Raw genomic sequence first — 15,434 nt, forward strand, 5'->3', positions numbered from 1 at the left:
AGGACATAAAATGAAACTGGGTAGTGCACTATTGTTCAGCCGTCTACCCTGATGCTCCACGGTTGTTCCGGAATTGCCTGTGCCGATGACCTCCCCCGATTCGCCTGTAGTGCACCTGTCCAACGCCCGGCTCGACCGGGGCGGACGCACGATCCTGCGCGATATCGACCTGTCGGTGCCGCGCGGCAGCATCACTGCGGTGCTGGGCCCGTCGGGCAGCGGCAAGTCCACCTTGCTGGCGGCGCTGACCGGCGAGCTGCCGCTGGCGGCGGGTACGGTCGAGGTGTTCGGCAAGCCGGTGCCCCGGGGCACCCGTCATTTGCTGGAAATGCGCAAGGGCATCGGCGTGCTGCTGCAGGGCAACGGCCTGCTGACCGACCTGAGCGTGGGCGAAAACGTCGCCCTGCCGCTGCGCACCCACACCAAACTGCCGGCGGTGCTGGTGGAACGCATCGTCAACTTCAAGCTCAACGCCGTGGGCCTGCTGGCCGCGGCCGATGCCTATCCGCGCGAGCTCTCCGGCGGCATGGCCCGGCGTGTTGCACTGGCGCGCGCGCTGGCGCTGGACCCACCGCTGATGATTTACGACGAACCCCTGACCGGACTGGACCCGATCGCCAGCGGCGTGATCATGAGCCTGATCCAGCGCCTCAACGACACCCTGGGCCTGACCAGCGTCATCGTTACCCACCACGTGCACGAGACCCTGCCCATCGCCGATCAGGCGGTGGTCATCGCCAACGGCGGCATCGTGTTCTCCGGCACCCCGGCGGAACTGGAAGCCACCACCGACCCGCTGGTGCTGCAGTTCCTGCGCGGGCAGCCGGACGGCCCCATCGCCTTCGATGCCACCCCCCGGACGGAGGCCGCCTGATGCCCCTTGTCGCTTCGATCCGTTCGGTGGGCCGCGCCGGTCTGTTCACCCTGTCGGTGTTCCGGTCCTCGAAACCGACCAAGGACTTTTTCGCCGAACTTACACGCGAAATCTACAAAATAGGCGCACGTTCGCTGCCGATCATCGCCGTGGGCGGCGCCTTCGTGGGCCTGGTCCTGACCCTGCAGGGCTGGCGCACGTTGACCACCTTCGGCGCCTCCGATGCGCTCTCCACCCTGCTGGGCCTGTCGCTGTACCGCGAACTGGGGCCGGTGCTGACCGCCCTGCTGTTCATCGGCCGCGCCGGTTCCTCGATCGCCGCCGAACTGGGCCTGATGCGCGCCACCGACCAGATCAAGGCGCTGGAGCTGATGGCCATCGACCCGGTGGCCAAGGCCGTGGCTCCGCGCTTCTGGGCGGCGGTGCTGACCGTGCCGTTGCTGACCGGCTTCTTCTGCAGCCTGGCCATCAGCGCCAGCTATCTGGAAGCGGTGCACGTGCTGGGCCTGGACAACGGCGTGTTCTGGTCGGCGCTGAGCAATAGCGTCGATTTCTACGACGACTTCGGCGTGGCCCTGTTGAAGTCGGCGGTGTTCGGCGGCACCTGCGCCCTGGTCGCCGCCTACGAAGGCTTTCATGCCGAGCCCACCATCGAAGGCACTTCGGTCGCCACCACCCGTGCGGTGGTGAACGCCTCGCTGCTGGTGCTGATGTTCAATTTCGTTCTTTCCGCCTTGTTGTTCAGGAGTTGATGCCATGGCCGTCCGTGGACCCCGTCTCGAATTCGCCGTCGGCGCCTTCCTTTTCCTGGCGCTGGCTTCGCTGCTGGTGCTGGCCATCGCCTCCACCAACAAGAAGTTCGGTTTCGGCAGCAGCAGCTACGAGCTGACCGCGCGCTTCACCAACCTGGGCCAGCTGCGGCCGCAGGCGCCGGTGAAGATCGGCGGGGTGGTGGTCGGGCAGGTGGCCCGTATTCAGCTGGACCCGGTCAAATTCGATTCCATCGTGACCCTGGATATCGACAAGCAGTACAAGGATCTGCCCGCCGACACCTCCGCCGGCATCTTCACCAGCGGCCTGCTGGGCGAAAACTACATCGGCCTGTCCCCGGGCGGCGACCCGGAAGTGCTCAAGCCCGGCGAAGAGATCGCCTACACCCAACCCGCGGTCGACCTGCTGCAACTGGTCGGCAAATACATGTTCAGCGGCGGCGGCAAGCCGGCCGGCTCTGGCGAGGCAAACAGCGCCGAAGCCGGCGCCGACGCCAGCGCACCGCCCGCCGCTACCCCGCCCTCCGAGGAACCTACCAAATGAAGAAGTCACTGCTTTCGCTCGTCATCGCTTCCGCCCTGCTCGCCGGCGCCCCGCTGCTGGCCACCGCACAGGCGGCCAAGCCTGCCGCCGCCGCGCCCGCCGCCCAAGGCAGCGCCAGCAAGGTGGTGCTCGACAGCAGCACCCGCATCCTGACCACGCTGGAACAGCGCCGCGCCGAGTTCCGCAAGAATCCGGCCGCGCTCAAGCAATTCGTCACCAGCGAATTCAACCGCACGTTCGACCGCGATTACGCCGCTCGCCTGGTGCTGGGCGTGCATGGCCGCGGTGCGTCCGATGCCGACGTGAAGCTGTTCTCCGATGCGCTGGCCGACAACCTGATGTCCCGCTACGGCACCTCGCTGCTGGACTTCAACACCAAGCTGCGCGTGCGCATCAAGTCCGAGTCGCCGCTGCCCGGCAACCGCGGGGTCAAGGTCTCCAGCGAGATGCTGCGCGACGGCGGCGACCCGATCCCAGTGGACTATCTGGTCCGCAATGTCGGCGGCCAATGGAAAGCGTTCGACGTGATGATCGAAGGCATTTCCTACGTGCAGACCTTCAAGAACCAGTTCGACGCGCCGCTGCGGCAGAAGTCCATCGCCCAGGTCGCCGCCGACCTGCGCGCCGGCAAGATGCAGGCCAATGGCGGCCAATAACACTGGTGATACGGCCAGCGTCGATCGCGACGGCGACGCGCTGGTGTTCGCTGGCGCGATCGATCGCGCCGCGGCCGCCGGCTTGTGGCCGTCGGCCAGCAAATTGCTGGCCGGCGCGCAACGCATTGTCCTGACCAAAGTCACTTCCGTGGACAGTGCCGGGCTGGCATTGTTGGCCGAACTCGCCGCGCGCTTGCGCGCGGCAGGCGCAGCTCCTCAGATAGAGGGCGAACCCGCCGGCTTGTCCGAGTTGCGCACCGCTTATCGCTTGACGTCCGGGCTGGATTTCCCCGGCACCACCCCCACGCCGTAGTACCCAGGGAAATGGGATGAACCTGTTACGCATCGCTATTGTGGTCGTCTTCGCTGCGCTGGCATCGGCTTGCGCGTCGACCAAGCCCGCCGCCTCCACCGCGCCGCCGGCCGAAACCATTGTCGTCGGAGAAGCTCCGCAGACGGCTCCCATCGAAACGCCCACGCCTAACGACGCCGGCATCGACACCAACGCCGATGCCAATGCAGTCGCGGCGACGGCGACGCCTGCCGCAACTTCCACCGGCGGAGAAACCGCCGCCGAAGACGACTTCACCGCCATCTACGGCCAGGACGAATACAACGCGGTCGCCGACCCCACCCTGCCGCCCGGCGTGGAAATGCCGAAGTCGTACGACCCGTGGGAAAAGTTCAACCGCAAGGTGCATACCTTCAACAACGCGGTGGACCGCACCATCGCGCGGCCACTGGCCCGGGGCTACGTGAAAGTGGTGCCGCGGCCGGTGCGTCTGGGCGTCGGCAATTTCTTCAGCAACCTGGGCGAGCCGATCACCGCGCTCAACAGCCTGCTGCAGGGCAAACCCAAACAGGCCGGGCAATCGCTGGGCCGTTTCCTGCTCAATTCGACGCTGGGCATCGGCGGCATCTTCGATCCGGCCAGTGACGCCAAGCTGCCGCGCAAGAACGAGGATTTCGGCCAGACCCTGGGCGTGTGGGGATGGAAGCGTTCGCGCTACGTGGAATTGCCGTTGTTCGGGCCGCGCACCATCCGCGACGTGTTCGGCCTGGTCGGCGATGCGCCGCTGTCGCCGATCCGCCAAGTGGAGAACGACAAGACCCGTTTCTTCCTGCAAGGGCTGCAGCTGGTCGACGTGCGCGCACAACTGCTGTCGATCGACGCGCTGCGCGAAGGCGCGGTGGACGAGTACGCGTTGTTCCGCGATTCCTGGCTGCAGCGCCGCAACTACCAGATCGGCGACGATCGCAAGAAGTCGGACGACGATAATCTGCCCGATTATCTGATGGAAGAAGAAGACAACCCGACCGTGCCGATGGACGCGATGCCGGTGATCGTGCCGACGCCGGGCGGCGGTTGAGTCTGTTGTTCCCTTCTCCCGCCGGGAGAAGGTGCCCGAAGGGCGGATGAGGGCCGAGCGAAGCGTGAAACCTCAATCTCCAGCAAGCCCCTAAACAAGCGGCTCTGGATGTTGATGGACTCCGGCCGATCTGAAGCTCTCTAACTCCGCTCCTCCCCTCTCCCGCCGCGCAAGCGCGTCGACCTCTCCCACAAGGGGAGAGGTGAAACTGGGCTATTCCACTTCATCCCCCGCGTACGCATGCCGGTCTTTTCGATCTAGGTGCTGGCCCTGGTCCACCTACTTAAGAGCCGTCATCCCAGCGGCTTTCAACAGCGAAGCTGGTCAAGCTGGGATCCATCTTGATCTTGGTGGGCGACGCGGCAAAGCAAAGGCAACAGCAACGTCAAAATGGGTCCCAGCTTGACCAGCTTCGCTGTTGAAAGCCGCTGGGATGACGTCGTCGGGTTGCTGAGCTATTCCTGCGGATCCTCGCTTTCGCTTCCCAACAACCCCGGCTCCCCTTCGCTAGGCAGCGATTCCACCTCGCGCAGCCTGCGCTCGATGGCGCGCGTACGTACGCCGGTCTTCTCGATCTGGGTGCTGGCCTGGTCCAGTTTGCTCTTCACCGAATCCAGCACGTCGCCGAACTTGGAGAATTCGGTCTTCACAGCGCCCAGGGTTTTCCACACTTCGCTGGAACGCTTTTCGATAGCCAGGGTGCGGAAGCCCATGTGGAAGCTGGTCATCAGGGCGAGCAGGGTGGTCGGCCCGGCGACGGCGATGCGCTGGTCGCGCTGCAGGGCGTCGACCAGGCCGGGGCGGCGCAGCACTTCGGCGTACAGGCCTTCGGTGGGCAGGAACAGGATGGCGAATTCGGTGGTGCTGGGCGGCGAGACGTATTTGTCGCGGATCCGCGCCGCTTCCAAACGTACGCGGCGTTCCAGCGCCTCGCCCGCGGCGCGCGCGCCTTCGGCGTCGGCTTTTTCCTGGGCGTCCAGCAGGCGTTCGTAATCCTCGCGTGGGAATTTGGCGTCGATGGGCAGCCACACCACCGAGTCGACTGACGAGCCGGGGAAGCGCACGGCGAATTCGACGCGTTCGTTGCTGCCGGGCACGGTGGCGACGTTGGCCGCGTACTGGTCGGGGGCGAACACTTGTTCCAGTAGGCCGGCCAGCTGCACTTCGCCGAACACGCCGCGCGATTTGACGTTGTTGAGCACGCGCTGCAGTCCGCCGACGTCGGCGGCGAGTTTGTTCATATCGCCCAGGCCCTGGTGCACCTGGGCCAGCATGGCGGTGACGTTGCCGAAGCTTTCGGTCAGGCGCGTTTCCAGGGTGGCATGCAGTTTTTCGTCCACGGTCTGGCGCATGAGTTCGAGTTTGGCGGTGTTATCGGCCTGCAGTTCCTTGAGCCGCGTTTCCAGGGTGGCGCGCAGTTCGCCGATGCGCAGTTCGTTGCGCTGGGTCAGTTCGTTGAGGCGCTGGCTGAGGGTGTCGCTGAAACGCTGTTGTTGTTCGCTGCTTTCCAGGCGCCCCTTGCGCGCGTCTTCGCCCAGGGCTTCGCGCAGCAGGTCCAGGCGCTGGTCGGTGCGGGTGCTCAGCTCGGTCAGGTTGCGGCCGAAGCCTTCGATCCGGGTTTCCTGCTGCTTGGACAGGCTGTCCAGCTGTTCCCGCAATTCGCTACGCCCGCTGCGCTGTTCCTCGCGCAGGGCCAGCTCCATGCGCTGTTCGGGGCGGCGCAGCAGCAGCAAGACCAGCAGGACGACGGCGACTGCGGCCAGGACGAGGAGGATCAGCAGAAGGGTGTTGGTATCCATGGGGGACAGTGTAGCGGGGTCGGTCTCAGGGGTTGCGCCGGGGCGTTTGTCCATCTCGTATAACGCTTCATACTGCGTTACACCTCATTCCCGAGGCCCATTTCTTGTTAGCTCTCACGAGAATCCATGAAGATTTACGGATACAGCGACCAGGGTTTGCCGATTGAGGACATTGTGCCCGTCGAACTTGCGGAAATAACGCTCAATGCGACTCCCGATGAGACACGGAAGATTGCTGCCTTCTTGCTCTCGGCCGCAGATAGTATGGAGCGCATGGGCGATTCTTACAGCCATGTGCACCTCGCAGATGTGCAGCCCGAGTTTGAGGGCTCACCCCACTTCACGGTGTTCAACTCCGAGCTATCGGGTGGGCGCTGAAAATTCAGTTGGACCGAAGCCACGTTAGGAGCTTTATGGGTGTCTGATGAGTAGTGTTGATGATCTTCCGCCTCAACCAGTTGATGCGCACGGGAAGCTTCTGGCGCCGGGAGTCCTTGTCACAATCGTGGCCGTGACGTCTTGTGCTCGCGAACTACCGCGGGATGATCAGGATCGTCTTTCCGCCCTGGTCGGAGAGAAACGAACAGTCGTCGAAGTTGACCGATTTGGATTTGTTTGGCTGTCTTTCTCGGCTTCACGCCGAACTGCGGATTTCTGCTTGTTGCCAGTCGAGGTGACAAGTGAGTGACGTAGCGAGGGTAGAGAGCGATGAACCCGAGGTTCCGGCCATGTCGCTCCGTGGCGGCAACGCAGTCGACGATCACGCACCGGTGCCGCCGTTCGACGCCGTACTTGACCAGATCACGCCGGAATACTTTGAGATGTATTTCTGGGGCATCTCCCACCTTGACGCGGAGTCCTGGCGCTTTTACCTGCCGCACTTGCTGCGTTACGCCCTGGACAATATTGCTAGTCCGGAGTCGAATGCGATAGATGCATTTCTATATTCGCTGAGGCCTCCTGACCGCACCCCACCTCGTTTCGGCGCGCTTACACCGGCTGAGGAGACGGCGATTGTCGCCACGTTGGACCAACTCGCATTTTCGGACGAGTCCGTCTGGAAAGAGCCGGCTATGATTGCCCTCGAAGAGTACTGGGCACCCGGGGCGAACTACCCGTGAGCTGACTGGCGCCTGGCAGTTCATTCAAGTGACGTAGCCCGGGTAGAGCACAGCGAAACCCGGGCTACGCTACTGCGCTCTGCCTCATTTCTCGAATCGATTTCTTTGTTAGGCCGCTTATGGATACGTGGATTCCAATTACAGCCCAGGAACTAGAAGCTCTCCTTGAAAGGGAGTTATCTAGGTGTTCGGACGAGCAGAGACAGTACTTTACCCGGATATCAACCGGCCTTCGAGAAGCCAAGATTGAGAGATTTGGTTTGATCGAGAACGTGTTTGTAGTCGCGCAAGATAAAGGGATTGCTCTGTACTACGAGGATGTCGAGGAAGGCTTCAATTTGTCTCCTCTAACCATGGATGGAGCAATAGCCTCGCCAGGCTGGGAAGGCTGGGAGCTTCATCATGCGCTTTATCATTTGGCGGCCCAGGTCTCGTAGGACGGGCTCTAACTCGCATTCTCGGTACATATTTCAAACGCTGGACAGCACATGACTGAAATCAACGAACTCGACCAATTCATTCTTAGTTCCATTGATTCCAATTGGCAGAAGGTTGCAATGGTCATTGCTAAAGCTCTTGCCGACCAAGAGTTGGATTTTCCCGAAAGCGAGGACGATGCGGGGTTTATCGCGAGTCGAGTCGATGAACTCATTCGGGCTGGCCATCTAGAAGCAAGTGGTGACACAAGCAATTGGAGATTCAGTGAGGTTCGGCGGGTAGCGGTTATGGATGACACAACAACCATTTTGTATCGCCCAGTGGGACCGGAAGAGTTGGAGCTTCTGAAGCAAAGCGACTTCACTCGCTGGCCGCCTCGTCTCCCTGAGCAGCCGATCTTCTATCCGGTTACAAACGAAAGATATGCTTCGGAGATCGCGGAGAAATGGAACGTCAAAGATAGCGGCTATGGCGCTGTGACCATGTTCCGTGTCCGCTCGTCATTTATGTGTCGGTACCAGATTCAACAGGTGGGTGGATCTCATCATACGGAGTGGTGGATTCCAGCCGAGGATCTCGAAATTCTTAACGACAATATTGTTGGCAGGATCGCGGTGATCCGTGAATTTCGCGCCCGACAGCCTTAGGATTTGGATTCACCCAATACGTTCATAACCTGCGCGTCAGTGCCACCTCACTGGAAAAGCCATGACCGAACAAACCCCACCCTCCGAATACCTGGTCCTCTCCCGCGGCCAATGGGACAAGGACGCCGCGCCCGCGGACATCCAGGTCGCCATCGACGAGTTCTACCTCTGGTTGGAACGCCTGATCGTGGAAGGAAAAATGAAGACCGGCCAGCGCCTGGATACGCCCGGTGCGACGGTTTCAAAAAAGAAGGGCGTGGTGACCGACGGACCTTTCGGCGAATCCAAGGAAGTCGTGGGCGGTTACTGGTTCATCCTGGCCCATAGCCTGGATGAAGCCGCGCAACTGGCCGCGCAGAACCCGTGCATGCAGTACGGCCTGTTCTACGAGATCCGGCCGATAGATCCGCAGAAAGGCAGCGCCTACAACGTGACCAACGAAACCCCGACGGCCTGAGATCGACGGATGACGAATCCCGTCCCCACCCTCTACGAATGGGCCGGCAGCCTCGACGCCCTCAACCGCCTTACTGCACGCTTCTACGAGCGCGTGCACGACGACGAAATCCTGGCGCCGATCTTCGCGCACATGGATGCCGAACACCCGCAGCACGTGGCCGCGTTCCTGGCCGAAGTGCTGGGCGGCCCGGCGGAGTATTCGGCCAGCCATGGCGGGCATCCGCATATGATCCGCCAGCACCTCAACCGCCACCTCACCCAGCCGCAGCGGCGCGCCTGGGTGGCGCTGCTGCTGGACACCGCCGACGAACTGGGACTGCCGGACGATCCGGAATTCCGCTCGGCCCTGGTCGGCTACCTGGAATGGGGATCGCGGCTGGCGGTGCTCAACTCCCAGGACGGTGCGCAGGCGGAAGAGAACGCGCCGATGCCGCGCTGGGGCTGGGGCGAAGTCAAGGGGCCGTACACGCCGCCCGGCGGCTGATCGCCGCAGCGCACATCGCATCGCCGCGGCCGATGCGCCACTATGTGCCACCTTTTCCTTTCGAAACTCAGGGGCACGCATGCAGACTTGGCTCAGGCGCAAATCGATCGACCAGGTGACCGTGCACGAAGAAGGGCGGCGGCTGGTTCCCACCCTGAGCTGGCCGCACCTGATCGCACTGGGCATCGGCGCCATCGTCGGCACCGGCATCTACACCCTGATCGGCGTCGGCGCCAACCTGGCCGGCCCCGCCGTGCTGCTCTCGTTCGCCATCGCCGGCATCGTCTGCGCCTGCGCAGCGCTGGCTTATGCGGAAATGGCCACGATGATGCCGGCCGCCGGCAGCGCCTACACCTACAGCTACATCGTGCTGGGCGAAACCCTGGCCTGGATCGTGGGCTGGAGCCTGATCCTGGAGTATTCGCTGGTGGTGAGCACGGTGGCGGTCGGGTGGTCGGGCTACGCGGTGGGCTTCCTGAAAGGATTAGGCGTGGATCTGCCGCTATGGGCGACCGCCGGACCGCACGCTGGCGGATTCATCAACTTGCCAGCGGTGGCCATCGTCTTCGTGGTCGCCGGCCTGCTGATGGCGGGCACGCGGGAAAGCGCCACCTTGAATGCGGTGCTGGTGGTGGTGAAGGTGATCGCGCTGGCGATCTTCGTGGCCATCGCGCTGCCGCACTTCGATGCGGCGCGGCTGGACCCGTTCATGCCGTTCGGTTTCGCCAAGTCGATGGGCGCCGACGGCGTGGAACGCGGGGTGATGGCGGCGGCGGCGATCATCTTCTTCGCCTTCTACGGATTCGATGCGATCTCCACCGCCGCCGAAGAAACCAAGAACCCGGAACGCGACCTTTCCATCGGCATCGTCGGTTCGATGATCGGCTGCACCCTGATCTACATGATCGTCGCGCTGGCCGCGGTCGGTGCGTTGAGCTACACCGTGTTCGGCAACAGCCCCGAACCGCTGGCGCTGATCCTGCGCGAACTGCAGCAGGGCAACGCGGCCACGATCATCGCCGCCGCTGCCGTCATCGCCCTGCCGACCGTGCTGCTGGCGTTCCTGTACGGGCAAAGCCGCATCTTCTTCGTGATGTCGCGCGACGGCCTGCTGCCGCGCGGGCTGTCGAAGGTGAGCAAGCGCACCGGCACGCCGATCGCCACCACCCTGTTCACCGCAATCCTGGTCGCCGCGCTGGCCGGCGTGGCGCGCCTGGACGAGATCGCCGCGCTGGCCAACGCCGGCACGCTGGCCGCCTTCATCGCCGTGTCGGTGTGCCTGCTGGTGCTGCGCAAGCGCGATCCGTCGCGCCGCCGCGTGTTCCGCACGCCGCTGGCATGGGTGGTGGGACCGATCGCGATCTTCGGCTGCCTGTACCTGTTCTGGAGCCTGCCGCAACGCACGCAACTGTACTTCCTGATCTGGAACGCGATCGGACTGGTGGCTTATCTGGCTTATGGCCGGCGCGCGAGCCTGTTGGCGAAAGGCGGCGACGCGTAATCCCTCTACTTGTCATCCCGAACGAAGTGAGGGATCTGCTTCAGGCTTCAGGCCTGGCGAAGAGCAAGAGCAGAAGCAGATCCCTCGCTACGCTCGGGATGACAAGGATCGGGTGATGGATTTCAAAACACCCGGCAGAACACCGCTTTCAAATACCGCGATTCCTGCACATGCGCCATGAACGGGTGATCGGCGCCCGCGCCCGAGACTTTCAGGATCTGGATGGTGCGGCCGGAGAAATAGGCCGCGCGGCGCAGCATGTCCAGGAATTCCTGCTCGCTGACCAAGCCGGTGCAGGAGAACGTAGCGAACAGGCCGCCCGGCTTCACCACGCCCAGCGCCAGCTTGTTCATGTCCAGGTATTTCTTCAGCGCGGCGATCACCTGCTCGCGGTCGCGGGTCATCTTGGCCGGATCCAGGATCACCACGTCGTACAGATCCTTGGCATTGCCGGCGTCGCGCAGCCACGGAAAGATATCGGCCTGCACGAATTTCAGACGCACGTCGTTGAGCTTGGCGTTGCCTTTGGCGATGGAGATCACGTCCTCATCGATATCCACACCGACGACTTCCTCGGCGCCGCGCACTTTCGCGTACACGCCGAAGCCGCCGGTGTTGCAGCAAAGATCCAGTACCCGTTTGCCGGCGACCTGGTGCGAAAGCCACTCGCGGTTCTCGCGCTGGTCGGCGAAGAAGCCGGTCTTGTGCGCGCCGGCCGGGTCGGCGCGGAAGCGCACGCCGTATTCGGTGATGATCGCCGGCGCCGGCGGTTCGGTGCCACGGAAGTCGAACGACTCCTGCTTCTGCACGTGTTCTTCGGCGAAGCTGTAGAAGCGCGCGCCGGGGAACTGTTCGGTCAGCGCTTCGTAAATCCACTCGCGATGGCGGAACATGCCCGCGCTGAAGAATTCGACCACCAGCAGATCGTCGTAGCGGTCCACGACCAGGCCGGACAGGCCATCGCCTTCGGCATGCACCACGCGCCAGGCGTTGGACACCTCGTCGAGCTTGAGTACCTCACGGCGCAGGGAAACCGCTTCGGCGATCTTGCGCGAGAACCAGCCGGCGTCGACGGGCACGTCGGGGTCGGTTTCCAGGATGCGCACAGCGATACGCGAATGACCGTTGTAGAAACCGCGGCCGATCCATTCGCCCTCCACGCCGATCACGTCGACGATGGTGCCGGGCTTGGGTTTCTGTTCGGGCTTGGCTACCAGTTTCTGGAAGATCCAGGGATGGCTGGAACGCCAGGCGTTCTTGAGATGGACGGTGGGGAGTGGGGTATTCATGCTCATATTCTACTTTGTTGTTCCCCACCTCCCTTCTGAGAGAAGGTGGGTGTGGCTCCCTTCTCCCCTTGTGGGAGAAGGTGCCCGTAGGGCGGATGAGGGGCGAGCGAAGAAGAAGAGCTTGAGGACTGCGGTCTTCCAACAGGCGACTCGACTGTGGTCGGGAAAGGTGACCTGATGCCCTATCTCTCCGCTCACCCCTCTCCCGCCGCGCAAGCGCGTCGACCTCTCCCACGAGGGGAGAGGTGGCCCATTCACACTTTTCCTGCACATGCAGGCCACGGGATTCATCATCCCGACCCTCCCCACCCTTGCATTCCCGCACCCCGTCGCCATCCCTTTCGCATGGACCCGCATCATCCCGACGATCCGCGCTACGACGCCGAAACGCAGGCCAAGGCCGACCGCCGCCGCCTGATCCGCGCGCTGAACCTCAGCCTGGCCTTCGTGCTGACGCTGATCCTGGTGTATTCGGCGCAGGGCAGTTTCGACTGGGCGCCGTTCGCCGTCGCCCCGCACAGCGTGCAAGGCTTGCTCGGCATTCTCACCGCGCCGCTGCTGCACGGCTCGGTGGAACATATCGCCGCCAACGGCGTGGCCCTGCTGATGCTGGGCACGCTGGCCGGCAGCGTGTATCCGCGCGCCACCTTGTGGTCGTTGCCGCTGCTGTGGCTCGGCTCGGGGCTGGGCGCGTGGTGGCTGGGCGATGCGGGATCGCGCCACCTCGGCGCCAGCGGCGTGACCCACGGATTGATGTTCCTCATCTTCATGCTGGGCGTGCTGCGCCGCGACCGGCCGGCCATCGCCACCGGCATGATCGCGTTCCTGTTCTACGGCGGCATGTTGCTGACGGTGTTGCCGCACGAACCCGGCGTGTCCTGGCAATCGCACCTGGGCGGTGCGGTGGGCGGCATTGTCGCTGCGCTGCTGTTCCGCAGACTGGATCCGGCCTTGCCGCGCAAGCGCTACAGCTGGGAAGACGAAGAAGAAAATCTCGCGCCGCTGGACGACGAACTGGAACCGCCCGCGCCGCGCGAAGTGCCGGTGCTGTGGGTGCGGCCCCAGAACGAAGGTTCGCGCGGCGTGATCCTACGCTTTCCTCCGCGCGATCCGCCGCATTCCTGATCGGACATCCATAACGACAAGCATTCGGTCACGTTCTGTCCTGCGCTTGTCCGACGATCGTTCCGATCATGCCTTGGCTCCCTGCCGAACATCGCGCCGTTATAGTTGGCCCTTGCGACCGGCGCAGGTATGAAAATGGAAGCCTTGTACAGATACATCGTCCGCTTGACGACCGGCCTGGCTTTGGCCGCAGCATTCGTCCACGGTCCCGTCTATGCGAAAGACGCTGCGCGCGACTACCGCATCATCGGCTATGTCGCGGATGGCCCCACGCTGCCGAAGATCAGCGCGGACAAGCTGGACGTCGTCAACTTCGCTTTCGCGCAAGTTAATCCGGCGCACGAGGTTTTTCTGCCGCACGAAACCGCCGCCCGTTCGCTGGACGGACTGGTGGCTTTGCGCGAAACGAATCCGGACCTGAAAGTGCTGCTGTCGATCGGCGGCTGGGGCGCGGGGAATTTTTCCGAAGCCGCACTGACCGACGTCTCGCGCGCACGTTTCGCCGACACCGCGTTGGCGCTGGTGCGCAAGCACGACCTGGATGGGTTGGACATCGATTGGGAGTATCCGGCCCATCCGGGACCGGGCATCAGCCATCGCCCGGAGGACAAGCAGAACTTCACCCTGCTGCTGCAGGCGATACGCGCCAAGCTCGACGTACTGGGAGCAAGCGAAGGCGGCCGCCGCTATCTGCTGACCATCGCTGCAGCCGACGGCGAGGCCGCGCGCGGCTTGGAGATCGCCCGCATCTCCGAGGTGCTGGACTGGATCAACCTCATGACCTACGACTTCTACGGCAGTCTCACCCCGACCACGGGACATCACGCGTCGTTGTACCGTTCGCGCACGGCGGCGGCGGGCAGCCGCACAACCGAGCAGGCGGTGGACGAGTTCCTGAAAGCCGGCACTCCGCCGCGCAAGCTCAACGTAGGCCTGGCGTTCTATGGTCGCGTGTTCGGCAAGGTGACCGACGCGCAGCAGGGGCTGCACCAGCCCTTCGCCAGCGAAGGCGGTTTCGTCACTTGGCAGCAAATCGCCCGCGATCACCTGGACAAGGGCGGGTTCGTCCGTCTCTGGGACGAACAGGCGCAAGCGGCCTGGCTGTGGAACGAAAAAGATAAACGCCTGATCAGTTACGAAGACCCGCAGGCGTTGCGGGCCAAGGCGGATTTCGTGCGCGAACGCGGCCTGGGCGGCGTGATGTACTGGGAGCAGCGCACCGATCCGGACGAGCAATTGCTGGACGTGGTCCACGCGGCCCTGCGCAAAGCGCCGTAGCAATACGCAGGAAAGCGTAGGAGGCACGACTATAATCGCCGTTTTCCGACGGCGGCGCGCGGCATGCGGATACTGGTCACCGGCAGTGCGGGACACCTGGGCGAAGGGCTGATGCGCACGTTGCGCGCGCAAGGCCGCGAAGCCGTCGGCATCGACATCGCGTCCTCTTCGCATACCGATTTCGTCGGTTCCATCGCCGACCGCGATTTCGTCGACCGATGCATGCGCGGCATCGGCGCGGTGCTGCATTCGGCCACGCTGCACAAGCCGCACGTGGCCACGCACACGCGCCAGGACTTCGTTGACACCAACATCACCGGGACGCTCAATTTGTTGGAAGCGGCCAAGCGCAACGGCGTGGGCGCTTTCGTGTTCACCAGCACCACCAGCCTGTATGGCGACGCGTTGGTGCCGCCGCCGGGCGCGCCTTCGGCCTGGATCACCGAAGACGTGGTGCCGGTGCCGAAGAATATTTACGGGGCGACCAAGATCGCGGCCGAGAACCTGTGCCAGCTGTTCCACCGCAACGAACGGCTGCCTTGCGTGGTGCTGCGCGTTGCGCGCTTCTTTCCGGAGACCGACGACCGCAGGCAGGTGCGCGAGAGCTTCGCCGACGCCAACATCAAGGCCAACGAGTTCCTGTATCGACGCGCGGACCCGCAGGACGTGGTCGACGCGCATCTGTGCGCGATGGAGCGTGCGGCCGGGATAGGTTTCGGCCGCTTCATCATCAGCGCGACCACGCCTTTCGGTCGTGAGGATCTGCAACAACTGCACGACGACGCGCCGTCCGTGGTGGCGCGGTATTTTCCCGATTACGAAGCCGAGTACGCGCGCCGCGGCTGGCGCATGTTCGCGGGTATCGAGCGCGTGTACGTCAACGCCGCCGCGCGGCAGGCGCTGGGATGGAAACCGAACTACGATTTCGCCCGCATCTTGGAGTGCCTGCGCACCGGCGAAGATCCGCGCAGCCCGCTCGCCGTCGAAGTCGGCGCGAAGGGCTATCACGAGCGGAGTTTCGAGGACGGGCCCTACCCGGTGGAATGAGCGGCCTGTCCCCTCTCGGGACAGGCCGCGGT

18 protein-coding genes and 1 pseudogene are annotated in these 15,434 nt (G+C 63.6%); 17 read left to right on the top strand and 2 right to left on the bottom strand.

Annotated features, from left to right (window positions below):
- The first annotated feature begins 85 nt into the window (after positions 1–85).
- The 6 genes from J2W94_RS10165 to J2W94_RS10190 are packed head-to-tail and all read left to right on the top strand — an operon-like array spanning position 86 to position 4,214.
- Positions 86–874 carry an ABC transporter ATP-binding protein gene (locus J2W94_RS10165; protein ID WP_310092821.1) on the top strand — a complete coding sequence of 263 codons (789 nt, stop codon included), beginning with the start codon at positions 86–88 and terminating at the stop codon, positions 872–874.
- Positions 874–1,626 (top strand): MlaE family lipid ABC transporter permease subunit, encoded by a 753-nt coding sequence (locus J2W94_RS10170; protein ID WP_310092823.1) that lies wholly within the window; start codon positions 874–876, stop codon positions 1,624–1,626. Before J2W94_RS10165 ends, J2W94_RS10170 begins: the two co-directional genes overlap by 1 nt.
- Before the next feature lie 4 nt (positions 1,627–1,630).
- A complete protein-coding gene (mlaD, locus tag J2W94_RS10175) occupies positions 1,631–2,188 on the top strand; it encodes an outer membrane lipid asymmetry maintenance protein MlaD (protein WP_310092825.1) in 558 nt (185 codons plus the stop codon).
- Positions 2,185–2,844, top strand: a complete 660-nt coding sequence (locus tag J2W94_RS10180; protein ID WP_310092828.1) for an MlaC/ttg2D family ABC transporter substrate-binding protein — start codon at positions 2,185–2,187, stop codon at positions 2,842–2,844. Before mlaD ends, J2W94_RS10180 begins: the two co-directional genes overlap by 4 nt.
- Complete coding sequence (locus J2W94_RS10185) at positions 2,831–3,157, top strand: STAS domain-containing protein (RefSeq protein ID WP_310092830.1); 327 nt, start codon at positions 2,831–2,833, stop codon at positions 3,155–3,157. Before J2W94_RS10180 ends, J2W94_RS10185 begins: the two co-directional genes overlap by 14 nt.
- Positions 3,158–3,173: 16 nt before the next feature.
- The gene (locus J2W94_RS10190) at positions 3,174–4,214 is read left to right on the top strand and encodes an MlaA family lipoprotein (RefSeq protein WP_310092832.1); all 1,041 of its coding nucleotides are present in this window, start codon (positions 3,174–3,176) and stop codon (positions 4,212–4,214) included.
- A gap of 455 nt (positions 4,215–4,669) precedes the next feature.
- Here the strand turns inward: J2W94_RS10190 and J2W94_RS10195 are convergent, their stop codons facing one another.
- Positions 4,670–6,013 carry a DNA recombination protein RmuC gene (locus J2W94_RS10195; RefSeq protein ID WP_310092835.1) on the bottom strand — a complete coding sequence of 448 codons (1,344 nt, stop codon included), beginning with the start codon at positions 6,011–6,013 and terminating at the stop codon, positions 4,670–4,672.
- Positions 6,014–6,139: 126 nt separating this feature from the next.
- Here J2W94_RS10195 and J2W94_RS10200 point away from each other — a divergent pair, with 126 nt between their 5' ends.
- From J2W94_RS10200 to J2W94_RS10235, 8 genes and pseudogenes are all read left to right on the top strand, one after another.
- A complete protein-coding gene (locus J2W94_RS10200) occupies positions 6,140–6,391 on the top strand; it encodes an Imm32 family immunity protein (protein WP_310092837.1) in 252 nt (83 codons plus the stop codon).
- A gap of 350 nt (positions 6,392–6,741) precedes the next feature.
- Positions 6,742–7,134 carry a DUF6714 family protein gene (locus J2W94_RS10205; RefSeq protein ID WP_310092839.1) on the top strand — a complete coding sequence of 131 codons (393 nt, stop codon included), beginning with the start codon at positions 6,742–6,744 and terminating at the stop codon, positions 7,132–7,134.
- 119 nt (positions 7,135–7,253) lie between these two features.
- Positions 7,254–7,571: a hypothetical protein gene (locus tag J2W94_RS10210; protein WP_310092841.1), complete on the top strand. Its 318-nt coding sequence runs from the start codon at positions 7,254–7,256 to the stop codon at positions 7,569–7,571.
- A gap of 51 nt (positions 7,572–7,622) precedes the next feature.
- Positions 7,623–7,823: pseudogene (locus tag J2W94_RS10215) on the top strand (DUF3658 domain-containing protein); the annotation flags it as partial.
- Between the two features lie 36 nt (positions 7,824–7,859).
- The gene (locus J2W94_RS10220) at positions 7,860–8,219 is read left to right on the top strand and encodes an ADP-ribosylation/crystallin J1 (protein WP_310093689.1); all 360 of its coding nucleotides are present in this window, start codon (positions 7,860–7,862) and stop codon (positions 8,217–8,219) included.
- A 61-nt stretch (positions 8,220–8,280) separates the two neighbouring features.
- The gene (locus tag J2W94_RS10225; RefSeq protein WP_310092843.1) at positions 8,281–8,676 is read left to right on the top strand and encodes a YciI family protein; all 396 of its coding nucleotides are present in this window, start codon (positions 8,281–8,283) and stop codon (positions 8,674–8,676) included.
- 9 nt (positions 8,677–8,685) lie between these two features.
- Entirely contained in the window at positions 8,686–9,162 is a 477-nt protein-coding gene (locus tag J2W94_RS10230) for a group II truncated hemoglobin (RefSeq protein WP_310092845.1), read from the top strand.
- 79 nt (positions 9,163–9,241) lie between these two features.
- Entirely contained in the window at positions 9,242–10,663 is a 1,422-nt protein-coding gene (locus J2W94_RS10235) for an amino acid permease (protein WP_310092847.1), read from the top strand.
- 122 nt (positions 10,664–10,785) lie between these two features.
- Here the strand turns inward: J2W94_RS10235 and J2W94_RS10240 are convergent, their stop codons facing one another.
- A complete protein-coding gene (locus J2W94_RS10240) occupies positions 10,786–11,952 on the bottom strand; it encodes a class I SAM-dependent rRNA methyltransferase (RefSeq protein ID WP_310092848.1) in 1,167 nt (388 codons plus the stop codon).
- A gap of 345 nt (positions 11,953–12,297) precedes the next feature.
- On the opposite strand from J2W94_RS10240, the gene J2W94_RS10245 reads away from it, so the two are divergent.
- The 3 genes from J2W94_RS10245 to J2W94_RS10255 all read left to right on the top strand — a co-directional run bounded on the left by J2W94_RS10245 (position 12,298) and on the right by J2W94_RS10255 (position 15,402).
- A complete protein-coding gene (locus J2W94_RS10245) occupies positions 12,298–13,077 on the top strand; it encodes a rhomboid family intramembrane serine protease (protein ID WP_310092851.1) in 780 nt (259 codons plus the stop codon).
- A 129-nt stretch (positions 13,078–13,206) separates the two neighbouring features.
- Positions 13,207–14,355, top strand: a complete 1,149-nt coding sequence (locus tag J2W94_RS10250) for a glycoside hydrolase family 18 protein (protein WP_310092853.1) — start codon at positions 13,207–13,209, stop codon at positions 14,353–14,355.
- Between the two features lie 63 nt (positions 14,356–14,418).
- Positions 14,419–15,402, top strand: a complete 984-nt coding sequence (locus tag J2W94_RS10255; protein WP_310092856.1) for an NAD-dependent epimerase/dehydratase family protein — start codon at positions 14,419–14,421, stop codon at positions 15,400–15,402.
- The last annotated feature ends 32 nt before the right edge of the window (positions 15,403–15,434 follow it).

It is taken from the genome of Pseudoxanthomonas sacheonensis, from assembly GCF_031455975.1.
In the GTDB taxonomy this organism is placed as follows: Bacteria; Pseudomonadota; Gammaproteobacteria; order Xanthomonadales; family Xanthomonadaceae; genus Pseudoxanthomonas_A; species Pseudoxanthomonas_A sacheonensis_A.